The 21,406-nt window shown below is 41.8% G+C and carries 19 protein-coding genes, 1 pseudogene and 1 riboswitch; of the genes and pseudogenes, 15 read left to right on the forward strand and 5 right to left on the reverse strand.

Translation table 11 applies throughout. From position 1 onward, the window contains the following. Window positions 1-675 precede the first annotated feature (675 nt). Entirely contained in the window at window positions 676-2,067 is a 1,392-nt protein-coding gene (locus RI196_RS06565) for a polysaccharide deacetylase family protein (RefSeq protein WP_311067112.1), read from the reverse strand. 1,042 nt (window positions 2,068-3,109) lie between these two features. Here RI196_RS06565 and RI196_RS06570 point away from each other — a divergent pair. From RI196_RS06570 to RI196_RS06585, 4 genes are all read left to right on the forward strand, one after another. Further along, on the forward strand, window positions 3,110-3,673 hold the full coding sequence (locus tag RI196_RS06570) for an FAD-dependent oxidoreductase (RefSeq protein ID WP_311067113.1): 564 nt from the start codon (window positions 3,110-3,112) through the stop codon (window positions 3,671-3,673). Window positions 3,674-4,007: 334 nt separating this feature from the next. Next, window positions 4,008-4,589 (forward strand): cell wall hydrolase, encoded by a 582-nt coding sequence (locus RI196_RS06575; protein WP_311067114.1) that lies wholly within the window; start codon window positions 4,008-4,010, stop codon window positions 4,587-4,589. A 458-nt stretch (window positions 4,590-5,047) separates the two neighbouring features. Then, entirely contained in the window at window positions 5,048-5,263 is a 216-nt protein-coding gene (locus tag RI196_RS06580) for a hypothetical protein (RefSeq protein WP_311067115.1), read from the forward strand. A 206-nt stretch (window positions 5,264-5,469) separates the two neighbouring features. Then, the gene (locus RI196_RS06585) at window positions 5,470-5,853 is read left to right on the forward strand and encodes a DUF4183 domain-containing protein (RefSeq protein WP_311067116.1); all 384 of its coding nucleotides are present in this window, start codon (window positions 5,470-5,472) and stop codon (window positions 5,851-5,853) included. A gap of 75 nt (window positions 5,854-5,928) precedes the next feature. Here the strand turns inward: RI196_RS06585 and RI196_RS06590 are convergent, their stop codons facing one another. Further along, on the reverse strand, window positions 5,929-6,291 hold the full coding sequence (locus RI196_RS06590) for a DUF4183 domain-containing protein (protein ID WP_311067117.1): 363 nt from the start codon (window positions 6,289-6,291) through the stop codon (window positions 5,929-5,931). 139 nt (window positions 6,292-6,430) lie between these two features. After that, the gene (splB, locus tag RI196_RS06595; protein ID WP_339194957.1) at window positions 6,431-7,447 is read right to left on the reverse strand and encodes a spore photoproduct lyase; all 1,017 of its coding nucleotides are present in this window, start codon (window positions 7,445-7,447) and stop codon (window positions 6,431-6,433) included. Window positions 7,448-7,680: 233 nt separating this feature from the next. Between splB and RI196_RS06600 the strand changes: the two are divergent. Next, window positions 7,681-8,242, forward strand: a pseudogene (locus RI196_RS06600) (FAD-dependent oxidoreductase). Window positions 8,243-8,984: 742 nt separating this feature from the next. Further along, a complete protein-coding gene (locus RI196_RS06605) occupies window positions 8,985-9,143 on the forward strand; it encodes a DUF1540 domain-containing protein (RefSeq protein WP_311067118.1) in 159 nt (52 codons plus the stop codon). A gap of 82 nt (window positions 9,144-9,225) precedes the next feature. Here the strand turns inward: RI196_RS06605 and RI196_RS06610 are convergent, their stop codons facing one another. Continuing rightward, window positions 9,226-10,671 carry an N-acetylmuramoyl-L-alanine amidase gene (locus RI196_RS06610; protein ID WP_311067119.1) on the reverse strand — a complete coding sequence of 482 codons (1,446 nt, stop codon included), beginning with the start codon at window positions 10,669-10,671 and terminating at the stop codon, window positions 9,226-9,228. Window positions 10,672-10,788: 117 nt separating this feature from the next. Further along, window positions 10,789-11,970, reverse strand: a complete 1,182-nt coding sequence (locus RI196_RS06615) for an IS701 family transposase (protein ID WP_063388773.1) — start codon at window positions 11,968-11,970, stop codon at window positions 10,789-10,791. 276 nt (window positions 11,971-12,246) lie between these two features. Further along, window positions 12,247-12,427: riboswitch (cobalamin riboswitch) on the forward strand. A gap of 104 nt (window positions 12,428-12,531) precedes the next feature. Between RI196_RS06615 and RI196_RS06620 the strand changes: the two genes are divergently transcribed. The 9 genes from RI196_RS06620 to RI196_RS06660 are packed head-to-tail and all read left to right on the forward strand — an operon-like array spanning window position 12,532 to window position 21,402. Further along, entirely contained in the window at window positions 12,532-13,506 is a 975-nt protein-coding gene (locus RI196_RS06620) for an ABC transporter substrate-binding protein (protein ID WP_063389407.1), read from the forward strand. After that, window positions 13,469-14,530 carry a FecCD family ABC transporter permease gene (locus RI196_RS06625; RefSeq protein ID WP_063389406.1) on the forward strand — a complete coding sequence of 354 codons (1,062 nt, stop codon included), beginning with the start codon at window positions 13,469-13,471 and terminating at the stop codon, window positions 14,528-14,530. The genes RI196_RS06620 and RI196_RS06625 overlap by 38 nt, the downstream gene beginning before the upstream one ends. 1 nt (window position 14,531) lies before the next feature. Next, on the forward strand, window positions 14,532-15,995 hold the full coding sequence (locus RI196_RS06630; protein WP_063389405.1) for an adenosylcobinamide amidohydrolase: 1,464 nt from the start codon (window positions 14,532-14,534) through the stop codon (window positions 15,993-15,995). Further along, entirely contained in the window at window positions 15,992-16,975 is a 984-nt protein-coding gene (gene cbiB, locus RI196_RS06635) for an adenosylcobinamide-phosphate synthase CbiB (RefSeq protein ID WP_063389404.1), read from the forward strand. The genes RI196_RS06630 and cbiB overlap by 4 nt, the downstream gene beginning before the upstream one ends. Beyond that, complete coding sequence (cobD, locus tag RI196_RS06640; RefSeq protein ID WP_063389403.1) at window positions 16,935-18,014, forward strand: threonine-phosphate decarboxylase CobD; 1,080 nt, start codon at window positions 16,935-16,937, stop codon at window positions 18,012-18,014. The genes cbiB and cobD overlap by 41 nt, the downstream gene beginning before the upstream one ends. After that, window positions 18,008-18,577, forward strand: a complete 570-nt coding sequence (locus RI196_RS06645; protein ID WP_063389402.1) for a bifunctional adenosylcobinamide kinase/adenosylcobinamide-phosphate guanylyltransferase — start codon at window positions 18,008-18,010, stop codon at window positions 18,575-18,577. The genes cobD and RI196_RS06645 overlap by 7 nt, the downstream gene beginning before the upstream one ends. Then, entirely contained in the window at window positions 18,574-20,076 is a 1,503-nt protein-coding gene (locus RI196_RS06650; RefSeq protein ID WP_311067120.1) for a cobyric acid synthase, read from the forward strand. The genes RI196_RS06645 and RI196_RS06650 overlap by 4 nt, the downstream gene beginning before the upstream one ends. A 1-nt stretch (window position 20,077) precedes the next feature. Beyond that, complete coding sequence (gene cobS / locus RI196_RS06655) at window positions 20,078-20,875, forward strand: adenosylcobinamide-GDP ribazoletransferase (protein WP_311067121.1); 798 nt, start codon at window positions 20,078-20,080, stop codon at window positions 20,873-20,875. Next, complete coding sequence (locus tag RI196_RS06660; RefSeq protein WP_311067122.1) at window positions 20,833-21,402, forward strand: histidine phosphatase family protein; 570 nt, start codon at window positions 20,833-20,835, stop codon at window positions 21,400-21,402. The genes cobS and RI196_RS06660 overlap by 43 nt, the downstream gene beginning before the upstream one ends. Window positions 21,403-21,406 lie beyond the last annotated feature (4 nt).

A 21,406-nucleotide genomic window follows, 5' to 3' on the forward strand; every position in this document is an offset into this window, starting at 1 on the left:
TACGAGCTAAAATGGGCTTTTTTTGTTTGCTATAAAGTGAAAGGGAGAAATTGTTCAAAGCTTTTGATCATTACTGGATAGGATGAAATGAAGAGGGGATGGGCACTGCAGGGAATAACAATATGCCTTAAATTACAGCAGAAGCTGTTTTGGGGATACTTTACAATTGCTGTGGCAAGAAAGGCGGTTTTGCGGCATGCACTGCCCATGAATAACAGCAATATAAACGTATTTGTGCATTAAATGAAAAACGTAGAGCAACGACGTCTGGTTTATAAGCAATCAACTTTCTGCAAGGAAAAGCAAATCAATTGCTCTATTGTGTACATCAATCGGCACCAGCTGTTACGACTTGACAAAAGAAAGGGACCCAAAATGCTGACCTTTTTGGATCCCTGCTTTTATGGCCAAAAATGAGTGCAAACGTTAAAATACTGGAACATCTTTTTATGGGAATCGCTTTAAAATCCCTTTTCCTTTTCACACATTTCCACTGCAAAGCTTCTTTAGCAGGACAGATCATTTTTTTCATTAAAATAGGCATCAAACGTTTCAGCTTTCAAAATTTCTGTTGAACGTTTCCATAGATTTGGGAAGCGGATCGCATTCAACACTATAAGAATAGGCATTGTATGCATTTAATATTTCGGTCGCCAACTGCATGTGACGAGGATTTCATTTTTTTGATATCTCTGATACAGTTACAAACTCATAACCTTGTTGTTTTAAATATGGCAAGATTAGCTTCAATGCCTCTACTGTGGATGAATGAATATCGTGCATTAAAATGATGGAACCGTTTTTTGTCTTGGTTTGAACGATTTTAAGTACTTTTTTTGGGTCATCCGTTTTCCAATCTAATGTATCTACAGTCCATAGAATGATAGGCTTTTCAATAGCTGATCTGACCTTTTGATTAACAGCCCCATATGGAGGGCGGACGCAATTCGCTTTTAAGCCCGATGCCTTGAAAATTTCTTGATCGGTCATATTTATTTCTTCAAGTATTTTCTCTTTTTTTAAAGTTGTAAAATCTTTATGGCTAAAGCTGTGGTTGCAAATTTCATGTCCTTCCGAACCTATTCTTTTTACAATATTAGGATAAAAATTAACTCTTTGACCAATCACAAAAAAAGTGGCTTTTGCATGATACGATTTTAATAAATCCAAAATTTCTGTTGTATATTTTGGGTGAGGTCCGTCATCAAATGTTAGAGCAACTATTTTTTTGCTTTTGATCGGCTCGTCTTTTTGGATGGGAGGTTTTTTCGGCAATGGTTCTGCTTTTTTTGGTTTGTTTTCTTCCATCCATAATCGCTTCCGCCACTCCTCTGTCAATAACTCTTTTCCTTTCGTTAAAGGAATGGAAATTTCAGGACTTTCAGCACCTTCTGTTACTTCATTGCTATGAAACTTGAAAACAATGAATTTGTTTGTCAAATAAATATTGGAAAAATCGTTATATGGGTGATTGAGCCACTTGTTAAGCTTCTTTTTGCTAAAGCTTTTTTTATATTTTTTTGATTGAAGAAACTGGTCCGTCAATTGAACATGCAGCTTTTCTTTTGTTTTTTCATCGATTTCAAGAATGTCTTGGCTGTTTATAAAACGTTCTGCTGCCAAATCGACTATGAAGATTTTAAAGTCTTTACTTTCTTTTTCCCCATCTGAATGGCTTTCCGAAGTAAAAACAAAAGAATAGACGCTGTCTGTGACCGGATAGAGGCGAAAAGTCAGAGAAAAATTCGACGAATCTTTAAACAAGCGCCATTTTTGGGATTGAATTTGTTCGTGAAACAGTCTTTTCTCTTCTTTGACGTAAGACTGGATGGATGCATTCAGTTTGCTGCTTTGAAATCTCGGATAGTGTATGGCGGAATGGAATTCTTTTTTATCCTCAATATCTGAAATTAAGTCAACTCCATCATATTGCGATTTTTCTATTTGTTTGCTTCCATTTGCTGGGACAGACTGTACCCTTAATGTTTTGTAATAAAAAGACATTAAAAAAATGAAAATGATCGAAATGAAAACGATGCCGCTTATTTTCCATACAAACGATTTCACTAATGTTCACTGCCTTCTTTAAATAAATGCCGTATGTAAAATGTCAACGAATATAGAGTACTATCAGGATGAAAAGATGTCAAAGCCGTTTTCCATTTTTAATAAATTTTTTTAAAATTGGCTTTTATATCCATACATTTCTGCGATCCTTATGAAATTCGAAATATCATCATAAATATATTGTTTCAGTCCGTTTTCTTGAGCTTGATTCATATACTTGATGATTCTTTATCTTCTTGTCATTTCATTCATTGCTTCGGTTTGGATATGCGCTTCACCAATCTTTTTTGAAAGCTTCGTAAATCGATGTCGGATCCATTGAAACGTTTGTTGTCGTTTGAAACTTTCGAATTCAAACAATTTGTTGCTTTTCTATTTTTCGAGACGATCTAGCGGTTTAGCAATGTCATAGAGGATATCCAGTATTTTCAATTTCACTGCGTAATGTATGTATCAAATATTGATAATCCTGGTTCAAGATGTTGAATGGTTCACTTGCTGTTTGTAGAGCCGTTATAATGTTCATCTAACTAATCTTTTGTTGCCAAACGAAAGCTTCCCAATTTTTTGATATTGTAATGCGATGTACAGGAAGTTGCCAACCTAATATATACAGACGTTCTCTCTTTAATATATGGTTCAGCCTGCTGAAAAAATTCTCCTGAATTTGTATAATATGGGTTTCGATTAAGTTTCGTTTGTAATGTCAATTGCCAGAGGAGTGACATATACTAACTTTAACGTTTTTGTTACTGCGGTGAACTAATGAGGCGTTTTTTTAGAAACATTGCACACTAGGTTGTCGGAAGCCGTAAGCGAATTTCAACAGTGTTTTTTGCTGTGTGCTCAAAATAGATCAGCAGGGGAATAAGCTGTTTTACTTCGGGACCTCCAGCCTACAAAGGTTTTATATTCAGCTGGAGAAGGGAGATCATATATGGATTTTTTAATTTTCAGAATTGATAAGCAAGTTTCTTTACATTTGTTTTCGATTGCGTTTACAATGAAATTATAAACATTTTTGGCAAAGGAGGAATTTTAGATGTATGATGTGATCATTGTGGGTGCCGGTCCTGCAGGGGCAAGTGCTGCGCTGTTTACAGCGAAGGCTGGAAAGAAAACATTAGTTTTAGATCACGATAAGTCAATGACGAAAAGGGCATGGATCGAAAACCACTATGGTGTTTTGGAAATTACAGGTCCTGATTTAATTGATATTGGGAAAAAGCAAGCGGAAAAGTTTGGGGCAGAAATAAAAAACGAGCAAGTGGAAACAGTTGAAACAAAACAGGATGGACTTATCGTCAAAACCGATGGCGGTTCGTATGAAGCGAAGCATGTTATTTTGGCGACAGGAGTATTGACGGATTTAGCCGAGAAAATCGGATTAAAAACAAAAGACGGAACAGAGCCGCGCATCAAAAAAATATTCGATGTGGATCCAAATGGAAAAACAAATATTGACGGAATTTGGGCAGCAGGTACAGCTGCTGGCGTAAGCGTACATACAATTATTACCGCCGGTGACGGTGCAAAAGTGGCAATCAATGTCATCAGCGAGCTGAATGGCGAACGGTACGTCGATCATGATTTATTGAAAAATTAACTTATTTATTGAAAAATTAACTTCAAAAAAGACAGGACATTCATTTGTCTTGTCTTTTTTTATGCTTTAAAACTCGAAATTGGGTGCAAGTCGAAAATCTGTTTTACATTCGTTAATTGATAAACAACGAAAACATTCCCTTACATGGATTGTATTAGGAAGTAAAAAATTCTAAAAGAGCAAAGTGCTGTGTATTCAGCAAAAGGCTTCCGAAAAACATTTAGATCCCGACTTTTGCTGGAATATTTATGAATAATATGAAAAGATTTTTTAATGAATTCTAGATTAGAAGATGGTAGGGTAATTAAGAGCGAAAAAAAGGAGGTAAGGATTTATGAAGAAAATAAAAAAATTCATCTTCTCCTCATTTATTGCTCTTGCTGCCATTGTTTTCACTGGACAAGGAAGTGAGGCAAGCGCTGCCTATTCGGTGAAAAAAGGAGATACACTCTGGAAAATTGGTGTAAAATACGGGGTTTCAGTTCAAAAACTAAAATCCGTTAACAATAAAACAACTGATGAACTGTATGTTGGAGAAGAGTTGACGATCCCGCCAACGATCTCAGCAAGTGAAAAAGATTTATTGGCTAGATTAGTAGAAGCAGAAGCAAAAGGAGAACCATATCAAGGAAAAGTTGCGGTTGCCACTGTTGTACTAAATCGCGTAGACAGCCCTTTATATCCTGATACAATTACAGAGGTTATTTATCAAGATCGCCAATTTACTCCTGTAGCAAATGGAGAGATTAACAAGCCTGCAAGTGAGGAATCCAAAAGAGCAGTAAATGAAGCTTTGGCATTCCACGGCTTAGGTCAGGGCTCCCTGTATTTTTATAATCCGAAAAAGACAGACGACCAATGGGTTCGAGCTAAAAACACAACGATTGTTATAGGCGATCACGTTTTTGCGAAATAAGGAAGCTGCCGCAGATAGGCAGCTTTCTTTTTTGGTGCGCCCGGCATATGTGTAATCTAGGGTGAAAGTCCCGAGCTGCGAAGGCAGAAGTAGCAGTTAGCTTAACGCAAGGGTGTCCGTGGTGACGCGGAATCTGAAGGAAGCGAGCGGCAAACTTTGGGTCTCTCGGAACACGAACTTCATATGAGGCTAGGTATCACTGGGTGAGTTTGCACAACAAAACGAAGTGCTTTCTGCCGAAGGTGATACAGAGTACATGAAGCAGATAGATGGAAGGAAAGATTACACTCTTACCCGGGGAGGTCTGGCTGGCACGCCAAGTAACCTTGGTAACCTATCGAGTAATCGATAGCTGAACAGTCAGAAGTCAGCAGAGGTCATAGTACTCTTTCGAACTCGAGACGAAAGAGGAAGGACTGAACAATTAGGGAGAACGAAACACTAGGCGTTCATCTTGTGTGTGGAAGCAGACAATCCGACAGGACTTACTTGAAGGAGGAAGTGGTGAGTCCCACGGGGGACTTCAAGAGGGGGGAGCAGAAAATGGCACAAATAGAAGAATTCGTTCACGTGGAGAGGATATCTATGTTGATGGACATGATTTTGTCACGGGAGAATCTCCTGGCGTTTTATTTTATATGAAGAAAAGTTCGGAAAAAGTGACAATGTTTTGACGAATCTAAAACTGAAATATTTTGCTGCTTTATAATCACTATTGCCATTCGCTGAAGCAAGAGCAATTAATAAAAAAGCCCTTGAATTTTCCATTGGAGCCCTTAAAAATAGGGAATCGGCTATACATAGAATTTATGTATTTGTCTATAGCTTCCGCCGCATTTTTACATACGATGAAATAGATCGTATGAAGGGAGGGGTTTGATTGGCTCTGCAATTAATGAAATTGGTTGTCACTGCGTCCACAACAACGAATGTCGTTCCTCAAGATCAAAGATTTTTCTACGTCACGACTGCAGAGACTGCTCCGGGAAGTACGCTCACCATTGATGCAGCCAGCTTTTTTCAAGATGATGGTTCAGCTGTTACAGAATTGCCTGCACTGGCAGCTAACAACAGTTATTATAATGTTTATGTCAACGGAGTGCTTCAAATGGGCGGACTAAGTACGTATACGCCGGGAGCAACGACGGTCGGTTCGCTTGCGATCAATGTGCCTGCAGGTGGAGATCCAATTTTAGCTGACACGCCAATTGTACTGGAAGTGGTCAATTATTCACCTCAATCGACAACTGTTGTGTCAGCTTAACAAAATCAGGATCCGAAAGTCCTTCTTTTGGATCCTGATTTTTTTATCCCGTGCAGGCATCACCTATTTCCTCAATTATAAATATATGGAAATAAATTCCAAAATAATAGGAACACCTTTTTGCGGGACATCGCTTGATTTTAATCTTAACATTCCTTTTTTCACTTCATAAATGTTCGGCGGTTGTAAAACACCGTTAATGAAAAGCCGGATATAGGATACATCTTTTGGATCCAAGATCCCTTTATTCGTAAATTCTTTGATTTGATCGGCGTCCGTATAGATCGTCTTTTTTCCATCAGCTAAAGCATAATAGTAAAATGTTTCAGCTTTTAAAGGTTTCCGTTTCGTATGAAGCCGAACATTCATATGGAGGCGGGAGGCGGAACGGACCCAATCATATAAAAAGGGAACATCGATTGTGTGATTTTCCTTCATTTTTGTATCACCTTTACCGTAAACTGTTTGTTTTATCATATGTTGGTTCAAGAAAAGGTGAGCTAGCAAAAGAAAATGTTTTTGTTGAATTAACCATTTCTGACCGTCGATTTTGAAAAGGTTTGTATTCCTTACAGTTTTACGTAAAGTATTCGATGATGGCGTTAGGAAAATAATAGTGAATATATTGTTCCATCGTCTCTTTCAGCTCCCTTTCCTCTTCTGTTTGATAAACATATTTGCCAATTCCATACCGCCCCCACTTGTATTTTCTTTTTTTCTCATCCATTTCCAGTTTCGTTTTTGGATACCTTGCTTCGATAACTTTTTTGGCAGGTTTCGTGAATCTGTGTTGAATCAATTCAAATGTTAAGTTATCGTCTTCGATTACGTCACCCAGTTTTTTGAATAATTTTCTATATCCTTCTTTCCATCCATCATGCCGATATAGCGGAGCAACAACAAAACCGATAGGATATCCTGCTTTTGCGACTTTCAAAGCGGCGCTGATTCTTTCATCCAATCTTGATGTTCCCGGCTCCAGATGACGAATGACCCAATCGCTGTTGATGCTGAATCGGAAGCGGGTGTTGCCGTTATGTTTGGCATCCAATAAATGGTCTACGTAATGATATTTCGTTGTAAACCGCAATCTCCCCAGCTTTGTTTCTCCAATAAATTCGATCGCTTTTTTGAGTGAATGTGTTAAATGATCTATCCCGACGATATCAGACGTACACGAAGCTTCAAATCTGGTTATTTCTGGAACTCTCTCTTCTATATACTGTTTAGCTTGCTGAAAAATTTCCTCTAAATTTACATAAACGCGAATGTAGGGTTTGCTTCCTAACGTTGTTTGCAAATAGCAGTAATGGCAATGCCCCATGCAACCGGTTGCCAGTGGAATGGCGTATTCGGCAGAAGGCTTGCTCGTATCAAATTTCAATGTTTTTCGAACCCCGATGACTAAAGTCGACTTCGCATTGCGGTATTTCTGGAGAGGTGTTTCTCCGGGGATATTACGCACTTGATTGTGGGAAGTTGTATAGCGAATGTCGATTCCCATTTTTTCGAATTTTTCTTTCCATTCCACTCCAAGCGGGTATTCAAGGGCTCTTGGTTCAATGTATACGAGTTGTGGAATAAACGGCTTCATGATCAATCACCTCTATGTTATTATGCCGATATTCCTTCCGTTTTATTGATTTTCATGAGATTTTATCCCGTCCTCTTTTCAAACTGCTTGCGGAAATAATAAAATGTTGAGAGGACGATTCCTACAAAAGCGGTTCCCCTTGCAAGGAAAAGGCAGATGAAGATCTTTACAATTCGTTTTAATTGCGCTTACGATGGAAGTACAATTGTTTTCCTAAAAGGGGGAATTGCAACATGTATGATGTAGTCATTGTCGGGGCTGGTCCGGCGGGTGCAAGCGCCGCTTTGTTCACGGCAAAAGCCGGTAAAAAAACGCTTGTGTTGGACAACGATAAATCCGTGACGAAACGAGCTTGGATTGAAAACCATATGGGTTATGGAAATTTCTGGGTCTGATTTAATTGAAACAGGGAAAAACAAGCGGAAAAATTCGGCGCGGAGATTGTGGCAGAAAATGTGGAGACAATTGAAAAACAAGCGGAAGAGCTTGTATTCAAGACGGATAAAGGATCCTATGAAACAAAACACGTCATATTAGCTACAGGAGTTCTGACAGATTTGGCCGACAAAGTCGGATTAAAGACAAAAGACGGGACTGAACCCCGCATTAAAACAATATTTGATGTCGATGCACTAGGAAAGACAAACGTTGACGGAAATTTGGGCTGCGGGTACAGCTGCAGGTGTCAGCGTACATACGATCATCACTGCCGGCGACGGCGCCAAAGTTGCGATCAATGTTATTAGTGAGCTGAACGGCGAGCGTTACGTCGACCATGATGTTTTGAAAAAATGAATAAAAAGGAATGAGGACAAGGCATCAAGCGACTATGTCCTTTTTTATTTCATTGCAAAAGCGAACTTACCTACCAAAGCGATTCTTCTTTCTCAACAAAAGAACAAACAAATGGATACAACAGCCAACCAGCGAAGAAAGCAGCAAAAATAAGGAAATTGTGTACTGAAAAGGGAGCCCGAATGCTTGCAGCAAAAGCGGAGGCGGCACAATTGCCAAATTGATGAAACCTGTTTTTTGCCTCGATTTTCTTGAAAAATAGAGCTTTCTGCTGCATGATGGACAGAAGACGGATTGTCGAAAAGATAATAAAGCTTTATGGATCTTGCCAAATGGAATCGTTTTCCGGCAAAAACAACATGTAGTGATCGGTAATCACATTTTTGCCAAATAAAAGAAAGCCGCCGCAAATGGCGGCTTTTGTCATTCCAAATCACTAAATGAAAGTTACGGATGAGTGAAATTGCATAGCAATTGGAGGACTTGAGGCGTTTACAAATGTTTGCATTTTCTTTTTCTGAGGCACCTTTTGGTATGGAGCAGATCACCTTGCTTGTCCATCGACAAAATAAATCGAATTTTGGCTTACAATGACATGATAATCATGAATTCATTAAACAGCCAACAAAACATGCAAAAACGATTGCCTTTACGATTCGAAATATTGCCATGGACATTTCACAACCAAAACAAGTATCAAATCACTTTCCAAAGGAAAATATATAACTGGGAGGTGACAAACATGGCGCAGGACGTTTTGTGTGAGGTAAATAACTGCAAATATTGGGCGGAAGGGAATAAATGTGCAGCTGATGCCATTTATGTCGTAAGTCATTCAGGAAAAACGGCAAAAAATCAAAAGGAAACTGATTGCAAGACGTTTGAACCAGAAGCATTTTAATAAAATAGAGAGCCGGAAGTTGGCTCTCTTTGTATTTTTGATAATCTTTTCATTTTTATACAACATCTTTTTGGAATTCAGATTATATTTGTTTGCTTATGGCTGATTGAGCAGCGTTCAATTGTTGAATTGCAAACTGCAAAATGGATAGGTAAATGGATAAAATCATTTCTCCGTAACGGCTGCCGGGAACGGCCCACTTCCCATTTAAATCTTTCCAGGTCGGGGCAGAACCTCGTTCCACATAAATAAATCTGGGATCGACGAGGGGGAACCCGGCTGGAAGAGGCTTCGTTGTGGCGTATGCATATAAATGTTGAAGATGGGCAAGAACGCCTTCTCTCGGAGTGGAAAAGCTTGCTCCTGTAACATTTGGACCGGTAGCTCCGATTCCGGCAAAATTGTTTTGATTGCGATTGACTACTCCCGTAAAACGGAAATAGTTCGTTTCATGAATTGCTTGTGCAAATGCGATGTCGCCGCGAATTCCGTAGGATTTGCTTAATTGTTCATACAAATCGCCCAGCTGAGGTGCGCTAGGATTTGTTTTTTCTACATATAAATCCAAGATTGTTCCCGATACGAGCGTTTCCCCTAAAATAGGGATATCCCTTGAATCGGGAGAAGGGGTTTTCGGTTGAGGTGTTGATGAACGGGATGAATCTGTCTTTTGGCCTGATTGTGCCGTTCCTTGTTCTGCAGGGGTTAATATAAATGCATCCTTGTATCCTAATTGAACAAGCCTTGCCAACTGGTCTTTTGCATTTTGCAAATTTTTAAATGCTCCTGTTTGAACGCGGAAATAACTTGCTCCGTCCACCATCGCAGCGGAAAGGAAACTATCAACATTTTTTCCTTTCAGTTCATTTATCAGCTTTTCTGCATTTTCTCGGTTTTTAAAGGAACCGGCAATGACTTTGTACATCCTGCTGCCTGCAGCGGGCGATGGCTGCGGAGTTGGGGTGGTGCGTGTCGACTTTCTGGGCAAATTAAGCGCTTTTCCGATTCCATCGGCTAAGCTTGCTGCATAGTCGCTCATAAAGTCAGACGATGTTAAAAGTTTGATGTCATTCGAATGGTCAATAAACAATGTTTCCAAAAGAACCGCAGGCATTTTTGTTTCTCTTAATACGTGAAAATTGGCGCTTTTTTTGCCCCGATCCTTTACGCTATATTTCGGACCGATGACGCTCATAATTTGATCATGGATGACGGACCGGTATTGGATCGTTCTTGGAGAGGCCCCTCCGTTATAAACATAGCTTTCAAAACCTGTTCCTCCGCCGGCATTAATATGAATGGAACAGAAAAAATCAACATTCTCTCGATTAGCCATGGATGATCTTTCTGACAAACCGACTGTTCGATCGTCTGTGCGCGTCATGAGCACGTTGACTTGGTAATGTTCAAGTAAATGTTGTCTTGCCAAGAGGGCAATAGTCAACGTAAAATCTTCTTCCTCATAATTTCTATAGGTTGCGCCGGGATCGCTTCCTCCGTGGCCAGGGTCTAAAAGAACGGTTGTCACTGCAATATCCTCCTTCGTTTTCAAACATCCAATTCGCTTGTCTGCAAATATTTTACTGTAGTTGAGCAATTTTCATTACAATAATTACCATGTAAAAAGAGACAAACGGAGTACCCCTTATGCCACATGAAGCTGTTTTTTAACGACATCAATGGGAATATCTTGTTTCGCTGCATCGTAAATAAACTCCACGAGGCTATGTCCTTTCTTCTTTCGAAGGAAGTCAAGCCCGGTAGAGAAATCGCTGTTGGATTCGACCATACTGTACACATAAGCGAGTTGCACCAAGATCCAATACCGTTTCACCGCCCGACGTTGACGAACGCGGTACCCATCGAGCTTCAGCTGGTCTTTCGCTTGTCGAAAAAAGCATTCGATCGACCAACGCTGGGCATAGTAGCGCAAGATCTCTTCATCGCTTAGCTCCCGGTCGGTGCTCAAGACGCAGTGAAGATGTTCAGGTGTCATCGGCTGATCGGCTTTCCAAGCCAACAACACAACGGCATCATCGAGACCTTTCAGCGCTCCCTCGTAGCGATACACGCGATAACGCTCTTCTCCCACCGTGACGAGATGGGTGTCGTTCGGTTCGATATAGCGGGCAAACTGTTTGGCTTGGATGGCGATGCCTTTTGGATAAAGAACCCGATTCGTCTTGAGCATCGCAATGACGTGGAATCCTTTTTTCAGGCAGGCTTCCACGAGTGTTTTCGATGGGTACCAAGAATCCATCAGCACATAAACAGAACCGTGCACATCCAAAGAAGAAAGCATCTCGATGGCCCATTGACCCTTGCTTTTCCCATCCGCCTTGTCGTAGAGGCGAAACGCAAAGGGAAAGGCTTGCGTCATCGTATGAACCATGAGCCAGACGAGAGAGTGTCCCCAAATCGACTTTTTGTCCGCGTGAGAATAATGCCAATTACACCCTTCAATAGCGTGTTTCGCCTGTGACGAAGGCTTCGTTTTTCGGCAGATCGTATCATCGATCGAAACAAAAATGGGGTGATTCTTTCGCTTGGCCGTTCGTTCCACATGACGAAGCATCCACTGCTGGAGTTTGCGAAGCAAGATTTCTTCATCCCAAGGGCTTTTCGTGAAAAAATGGCTCAGTGTCGTTCGATGGTTGGGATGAAAGCTCTCATGATGCAGATCGGTCAAGGTTCCCACAAATCCTTTCGTTGTCAGCGCATCGATAATATGAACGAGATGCTTCATGACCGGCTTAGAGAAATAAAGGGCCAGCCCCAACATTGCGAAAAACTTGTCGATTCCTTGGTGATGTGGTAGTCTATTCATGAGACATGAACCTCCTTGAGAATGGTTTGGTGACACATCTATTCTAATCAAGGAATCGGGTTCATGTCTCCTTTTTTGTTCGGATGTAAATTTATGTTAGTGAATTTGCTCATCTACAGTATTTTATTCAAGTAATGGAAAGGAAGTTCAAAAAAATTTTATTTTTAGCGAAAACTGTATCGAAATCCAAAACATTTAGGTCAATTTGTCGATTTTTTGCATTTTCTTCCTACCAGAATTCAATCAAATCATGTATAATACATTTCGTCATAACATTATACCAAAAAGCAAACAGGTGCCGGCACATAGCTGCCAGCTTAAAAGGGAAGTTTGGTGAAAATCCAACGCGGTCCCGCCACTGTGAATGGGAGCAACCTGGGAAAACCACTGTTTCAACGGGAAGGTCCAGGAAGCGATGACCATGAGCCAGGAGACCTGCCTGTTTGAGCACACCTAAAACCCTACGCGGATAGGGAGGTGTTTGAAAACAATACATATGTACGTTTTCAGACATCTTCTTATCGAATTCAAGAAGATGTTTTTTATTGGAGGAGGAAAATGATGAAAAAACTATCTGCACTATTTTTAGCCTTATTACTTCTATTTGGAATTGCGGCTGGATGCGGCCAACAAAATACATCAGAGCCGTCTGAAAACAAAAGCAATCAAAAGACGGAAGAGACGGCTTCACAATTTCCGGTGAAGGTCAAGGACGGTTTAGGAAATGAGGTGACGGTAAACGAAAAACCGGAGCGGATTGTTTCGCTAATTCCAAGCAATACTGAAATTGCCTATGCTTTAGGGTTGGGTGAACAAATTGTCGGTGTAAGTGATAATGACAACTATCCGGAAGATGTTCAAAACAAAGAAAAGGTTGGCGGGATGGAATTTAATGTTGAAAAAATTATTTCTTTAAAACCGGATCTTGTTTTAGCGCATGCTTCCAGCGCCCATAACTCGCAGGAAGGGCTGAAGCAGCTGAAAGATGCGGGAATAAATGTTTTTGTAGTCGAAGATGCCCAATCATTTGATAAAGTGTATGACTCCATCCAGACAATCGGCAAAATTACAGGGACAAGTGACAAAGCCGAAGATATTGTGGCTGAGATGAAAACGAAACTGGCGGATATTCAAGAAAAAGGAAAAACGATTCCGGATGATCAAAAAGTGTCTGTTTTTGTCGAAGTGAATCCCGCACCACAAATCTATACGACTGGAAAAGGAACGTTTATGGATGAAATGCTAACGATCATTGGAGCAAAAAATGCAGCGGGCGATCAAGAAGGCTGGCCGCAAATGACGGAAGAAGCCGTTGTAAAACTGAACCCAGACGTCATTGTGACGACATACGGCTATTACGTCGATAAAGCTGTTGACCAGGTGTTGGCACGCAAAGGATGGGAAAATGTATCAGCGGTGAAAAATAAACGGGTTTACGATGTGCATTCCGACTTGGTGAGCCGCCCAGGCCCAAGATTGGTTGAAGGAGTAGAAGAACTTGCGAAAGCAATTTATCCGGATGTCTACAAAAAATAAACATGTGGTCGCCTATACGGCGACCGCTTGTTTTCTTATTTTTTCCGTCTTTTTAGGAATTTCTATCGGAACGTTTCACATCACGTTTAAGGATATTTTCCAAATAATTTTCAATCAACTGTTTCATACTGGTTTGGCGCCGGACATTGATGAAAGCATGAAAAGCATTGTGCTTGATATTCGACTTCCTCGTGTCGTTTTAGCCGGACTTGTCGGAGCCTCGCTTGCAATGGCGGGGGCTTGTTATCAAGGGCTTTTGCAAAACCCTTTGGCAGATCCTTATACGCTCGGTGTTTCATCAGGTTCTTCTTTAGGTGCTGTACTTGTTCTTTTTTTCGGCATTCAAATTCCTTTTTTCGGCTCATTCACTTTGCCGGTTGTCAGCATTTTTACGGGTTTTTTAACGATTTTGGCTGTGATTTTGTTCGCCAATTTCATTGAAAAAACGATGAGGATTGAAACCATTGTGCTGACCGGAATTATTTTAAGTTCCTTTTTAAGTGCTTTCATTTCGTTGATGATTGCCCTGACAGGAGAAGAATTGCGACAAATTGTCAACTGGCTGTTAGGAAGCGTTGCGATGCGCGGCTGGGGATACGTTTTGATGCTTTTGCCGTTTTTTTTAATCGGGTCCATTTTGATTTTTGTAAACGGAACAGAATTAAACGCTCTGTCCTTTGGCGAAGAAAAGGCGAAGCAGCTTGGGGTCCATGTAAAAAGGAGAAAGCTGTTTATTTTAGCATCATCCTCTTGTTTAGCCGGTGCGGCCGTTGCCATCAGCGGAACGATTGGGTTTGTCGGTCTTGTCATCCCGCATGTAAACAGGCTGCTTTGGGGAAGTGATTATCGCCATCTTCTCCCTCTGTCCGCCATTTTTGGCGCCGCTTTTTTAATTTTGGCGGATCTCGTTTCAAGAACGATCGTGTCGCCGACAGAACTTCCGATCGGTGTGATCACGGCTTTAATCGGCGCTCCCAGCTTTGCCTTTATTTTAATGAAACAAAGAATGGAAAGAAGAGGGTAACATGCTGCAAGTCAAGAACATTTCGGGAGGCTATCAAGAGCGAAAGATTATCGAAAACCTTTCCTTCTCAGTAAAAAAAGGGGAAATATTTGGCATTTTGGGGCCAAACGGGAGTGGAAAGACGACACTATTAAAAATGATCAGCGGGATTCTTCCGGTTAAAAGCGGCACGATCGAGCTTGCCGGCAAACCTCTTTCTGCTTATTCTCCGAAAAAATTGGCGCAAAACATCGCTTCATTGCCGCAAATCCCAACGCAAATGTTTGATTATACCGTTTGGGAGACAGTGGCGCTCGGCCGTTATCCTTTTCAAACGGGTTTCTTCAAGCGGTTGACGGGAGAAGATGAACAAATCATCCAAAAGACCATGGAGCAGACGAATATTTCCCACTTAAAAAATAAAGCGATCAATGAATTAAGCGGCGGGGAAAAACAGAGGGTTTTTTTAGCGCAGGCTCTTGCACAAAACCCCGTTTTGCTTTTATTAGATGAACCCACGAACCATCTTGATATTTCCCATCAAAAAATCATGCTTGATCAGTTGAAAAATTGGACACAATCAAATGGATTAACGGTTGTCTCAATTTTTCATGATTTGAATTTAGCAAGCCTTTATTGTGACAAACTGCTGTTATTAAAAGATGGAAAAGCGGTTGCCGTTGATAATCCATCTGTCGTGATGAACGAAAAAACGATTGAACAGGTGTATGGTGTTTCGATTGTCAAACAATCACATCCGGAGCTTGCCCGCCCGCAAATGCTGCTTATACCCGAACAGAAACAGGAAGAAACATATAAAGTGACAAAAAGGGACATTGTTCAGACGAAGGAACTCATCTATTTAAAAGCGGCATCGCCGCTCAAAACCCTTTCATCTGCCATTATTGGCGGAGGATTTGGCTGGCACAGCACTTTTGTCAACCGTCATGTCGATAAAAGCTACAATTGTCAAGACAGCCGTTCGGAAATGGCCGATTTTCTGCAGAAAAACGGGTTTGATCAACATGCAACAGTCGCCATGATGACCGCGGCTTGTTTGGAAGATGGGGTAGTCAGCGAGCTTGAAGCAGAAGGAGTCTCCGTTGTCATTGTTGTGACAGCAGGACTTTCCAATGCAGTGGATGCAGCAAATAGTATAAAACGGAATGGCATAGCTTCAGGGACGATCAATACATGGATTTTGATAAACGGACGGTTATCTGATCAAGCATTTATTGAAAGTGTGATGACGGCAACAGAAGCCAAAACGAAGGCGCTGGCTGATGAAAAAGTGTTGGATCCTGTCTCCAATACGATTGCAACAGGCACTTCAACGGATAGCATATTAGTGGCTGCCACGCAAAAGGGCATTTTTCATCAGCACGCTGGCACGATCACAACACTTGGAAGATTGGTCGGCAGGGGGGTATATGAGAGTACAATTCAAGCGATTCAGCTAAATAAAAAAAGAAGGGGAAGGACATGACAGAACATGTAATTGCGATTATGCTGGCGTTTGTAATCGATCAAGTCATCGGGGATCCGAAAAATGCCCCCCATCCCGTCCGCTTGTTTGGCTGGTCTATTGCGTTTTGCGAACGGCGCCTCAACAAAGGGCGCTTTAAGAAAGAAAAAGGTATGGCGATGATCATGCTGGTCGGTTTATTTTTTATGCTGGCCGCTTTTTCAATTGTGTCATTTTTCTCTAGGCTTCACCCAGCAGCGGGCATTTTTGCGGAAGCGGTGATCATTTCTTTTATGATAGCGGAAAAAAGTTTGCGGGAAGCAGCTTTGGCAGTTTATGAACCGCTTTGCCAAAAAAATCTCGTTTCGGCAAGAGAAAAGCTGTCATGGATTGTCGGCCGCGATACGGCAGATTTGCCAGAATCGGAAATCGTTCGGGGAACGGTGGAAACGGTAGCGGAAAATACGAGCGATGGCATTACCGCACCGCTTTTTTGGGCGCTGTTCGGCGGAGCTCCTTTTGCGGTTTTGTACAGGGTCGTCAATACTGCGGATTCGATGGTAGGCTATCAAAACGAGAAGTTCGCTGAATTCGGGTTTGCTTCCGCCAAGCTGGACGATTTGTTGAATTACCTTCCGAGCCGTCTGACAGCTTTCATCATGGTACTTGTCAATCATCCGGCAAAAGGGATTCAAAAGCGGGAATGCTTTTCCATTCTGAAAAGGGATGCGCGCAAACACCCCAGCCCCAACAGCGGATTTCTTGAAAGCGCCATGGCTGCTTTGCTGGGTGTATCATTAGGGGGAATCAACCGTTATCAAGGGAAAATTTCTAATCGCCCTAAATTGGGAGACGGGGTTTATTCGCTAGAAGCAAAACATATTCACGATGCTATTGATATTATGAAGAAAACAGACAGGTTTTTCTTGCTATTTTTCATGATCGGAGGTGTATGCTTCGATGCTGCCATCACATGGAGCCAATCCATCTTATCTTTATAAATCATTGAACATCCGGATGCCGGAAAACATCATCGATTTCAGCGTCAACATCAATCCTTTCGGTCCGCCTGAATGCATCCGCAAAAACTGGGATCGCTTTTTTCCGTTTGTTGCCGATTATCCAGATCCTGATATGGCGGAATTGCGAGCGGTAATTGCCGGAAAGGAAAATGTTTCGCCTGAAAATATATTAATTGGAAACGGTGCCGCAGAACTTATTTTTATCATTGCAGCCGCCTTGCTGCAAAATGAAGACGTATTGATCGTGGAACCGGCATTTTCAGAATACCGAAAAGCATGCGAACCGTTCTCAAAGAGGATTTCATCCTATGTTTTAAAAGAGGAAGACAATTGGGAGTTGAACGTTGAGGAGCTAAAAACGGCTCTTTCCGGGAAAAAAGCGGTTTTCCTCTGCCACCCCAACAATCCGACAGGCAAAGTATTTAACCGGGAAACATTATTGGAAATCATTCGTGATGCCAAAAAGAAGCATGCGTTTGTCGTTCTGGACGAAGCATTCTATGATTTCGCCTTGGAAAACGTATCAATTCTGAATTGTTTATCATCTTTTTCCAATGTGATCATTTTGCGTTCTTTGACCAAAATGTATGCCATTGCAGGTTTAAGACTTGGCTTTTTGTTTGCCGATGAGACGGTCATCCAGAGACTAAAAAAATTTCAGGTGCATTGGAGCGTCAACGCCATTGGACAGAGGGCGGGAATAGAAGCATTAAAGGACGAAGACTATGTTAAAAAAACAAAAAGAATGATCTCTCAAGAACGGAAGCGAATGTTTGAACATCTCCATGAACTTGGTTTTGTGGTGGCGGACAGCTCTGTCAATTTTTATTTGTTAAGAGAGCAGCCAAAAAAAGATATGCTGCCTTTGATCCGCTTTTTATTGGAAAGAGGTATAGTGCCTAGACATACATACAATTTCAACGGGCTTTCCGGCAAATACATTCGTTTGGCGGTTAAGAGAAAAGAAGAAAACGACCGGCTTCTTTCAGCGCTTAAGGAGTGGAAGGACAAGTGTTGATCTTTGTGACCGGCGGGGTGAGAAGCGGGAAAAGTTCGTGGGCAGAACATTATTTGACGGTTAAAAAGAATCAGGCCAACCGCCTTGTTTATATTGCAACCTCTTTTCCATCAGACGAAGAAATGACAAAACGAATATTGCAACACCAGCTAAAAAGAGCCCAAGGCAAAGAAAAATGGCTGGCAATTGAACAGACGAATGATGTCGGCAAGTTGTCGAAAAAACTGCAAAAAAATGATTTTGTGCTGCTGGACTGTTTAACAACGTTGTTGACGAACGAACTTTTTTTTCATGAACAACATGGTGAACGATGGCAGGCCGCTTCTTTTCGCCAATATGTGTTGGAAAAAATCATCCGTGATCTATCTGAGCTGCAAAAAAGCTGCGAGCTATTTTGCATCGTCTCCAATGAGGTCAACTGGGAATTTCCAGCGCGGTCAAATGCAGTGTTCCAATATGTTCGCCTTCTCGGCCATCTCCATCAACAAATCGTTGAACGTGCGGATTTGGCGGTCAGAATGGAATTCGGCATTCCAGTTGCTATGAAGGGAGAACTACAATGAAAGGGATCATGATTCAGGGAACGGCTTCTGATGTTGGCAAAAGTTTCATTGCCACGGCATTTTGTGCTATTTTTCACAAACTTGGCTACAAGGTTGCTCCGTTTAAATCACAAAATATGTCAAACAACTCATATGTCACATTGGATGGAAGGGAGATCGGCAGGGCTCAAGGAATTCAGGCAGAAGCCGCCGGCACGGCGGCCTCCGTCTATATGAACCCGATTTTATTGAAACCGAAAAGCGATTGCACTTCGGAAATCGTCTTGCTTGGCAAAAGCTATGAAACATTAGGCGGTCAAGCTTACCGCGAAAAATTTTATCTAAAAGGGCTGGAAGCGATTCAGCTTTCACTGGAAAAGCTGTCGGAACAATATGATTTTCTCGTGATGGAAGGGGCAGGAAGTCCTGTTGAAATCAACTTGAAAGACAGGGAACTTGTCAACATGAAAGTGGCCGAACTGGCCGACGTTCCGGTGATACTGGTGGCAGATATCGATCGGGGCGGCGTGTTTGCCAGCATTATCGGGACGCTTGAACTTTTTTCCGAAGAAGAACGTAGCCGGGTAAAGGGGATTATCATCAACAAATTCCGAGGAGATCTCAGCTTGTTTCAACCCGGTGTGCAATGGCTGGAGGAACGGACGGGCATCAAAGTATTAGGGGTGGTCCCTTATGTTTCCGGACATATGATCGAAGGCGAAGATTCTTTGTCGCTCACCAAACGATTTGCCAACCAAAACAGGAGAGAAATTGACATTGCGGTGGTAAAGCTCCCCTATATATCCAATTACACGGACGTTGAGCTGTTTTTATTTGAAGAAGATGTTTCCATCCGACTTGTGTCCGGCCCAGATGAATTCGGCGAACCGGATGCCCTCGTGATTCCGGGAACAAGAAGCACGATTCACGATCTGCAACAATTGAAAAATAGCGGCTTGGCTCAAAAGATTAAACCATACAACGAAACGGGCGGAACGATCATCGGCATTTGTGGCGGTTATCAAATGCTTTCAAGATACTTGTATGATAAAGCCGGATCGGATACAGGGGTGAAAGGACGTTATGCAGAAGGATTCAGCATCCTCCCAGTGGGCACAACCTTTTATCATGAGAAAAAAACGGTGCGGAACAAAGGGGTTATTCATCCGCAATCAGGTTTTCCCCAGTTTTTCGTGGAAGGGTATGAAATTCATTTAGGCGTAACCGAACCGATTGTTTCGCAAGCAGTGCGGCCTTTTATCAAGCTTTCGGACGGGACGGATGGCGCGGTGATCGACTCTGGAAGGGTGATTGGCACATATTTCCACCATATTTTTTTCAATGACGAATTCCGCACGGAATGGCTCAACAGGATTCGAGAACGGAAAGGACTTGAAAAAAAGCAAGTAAAATGGTTGAAAAAGGAAAAAACAAAAAAGTATGAACAGATTGCCCGACATGTCCAAAACCATATTCATATGGATGATTTGCTCAACATCATTCAATCGTGGGGGAAATGAAATGAGAACGGCCAGACAAATAATGGAGGGTTTTTTTCTTGCGCTCCAGTTTTTCACAATCATTCCGGTTCAAAAGGAGTTTGCAATAGATGAGAAACGGCTCAAATTTGCGGTGTTAAGTATGCCGATGATCGGGGCTTTCATCGGTTTGACAGGCAGTTTGATCATGTATATGGCAAAATTTTGGACACCATTGTCCAATTGGGCTTGCGCTCTTTTTCTTTTATTCTATTTTGTGGCGATAACGGGCGGCATTCATCTTGACGGTTTTACAGATACAGCGGATGCCTATTTTTCTTATCGCGACAAGGAAAAAAGGCTGAAGATTATGGAAGATCCCAGAGTGGGAACGTTTGGGGTGTTGGCGCTGCTGTTTTTGTCAGCTTTTCGCTTTTTGTTTATGGCGGAAATCATCGGCGCAATCGACAATTTTTGGTTTGCTGTGTTCATTCCGTTTTTTTCCCGTCTCATCGTTTGCGCCCTAATGATTGATGGTCCGGGAATGGCGAAACGGGAAGGGCTTGGGTACTTGTTTGCTAAAACGCTTGCCAAAAAAGATTTCGCCGTTCTGATCGGTTATTTGTTATGTTTTTTCATCGCCGTCCCCATGATCCCGGGTTTACCAGCCGTTTATCTTTTGATGGCCTTATCGTCTATTTTCCTTTATTTGTACGCCCGCCGGTTTTTCCTTCAATCGTTCGGCGGCTTAACAGGAGATTCCTTTGGAGCAGTGATTGAAGGGAGTGAGACAGTTTTATGGATGGTAACGTGGTTGTTACTCTTATACGTCATGGGTTGACAGAAGCAAATAGACAAAAACGCTATATCGGCTGGACGGATGAAGCACTGTGTGAAGAAGGAAAAAAAGCTTTGGAAAAAAGCCATTATCCAAAAGCTCCTGATCTGGTAATAGCAAGCGATTTGCAACGCGCCGCAGAAACGGCCGGCATCATTTACCCAAAACAAAAATTCGTTGCCTTAAAAGAACTCAGGGAAATGAATTTCGGCGATTGGGAACAGAAAACCTATTCCGAACTGAAAGGAGATGCCCGCTATCAAAGCTGGCTTCGCGATATGCTGCATCTTGAAGTGCCAAACGGAGAATCGTATCCAACCTTTTCAGAAAGGGTCAAAAGAGGCTGGGAAAAGACGGTCACCTATTTTTTTGATGAAACCATTTCCCACATTGCAATGATCACTCATGGCGGCGTCATTCGCGAGATCCTTTATCGGTATGGACCCGAAGGATCATCATATTGGCAATGGCGCTTGGATCATGGAGCGTATTGTTCATTGACAGGAAAGCGAACAGATGTAAGGAGGTGAAAGC

It is taken from the genome of Aeribacillus composti (assembly GCF_031760945.1).
In the GTDB taxonomy this organism is placed as follows: Bacteria; Bacillota; Bacilli; order Bacillales; family Aeribacillaceae; genus Aeribacillus; species Aeribacillus composti.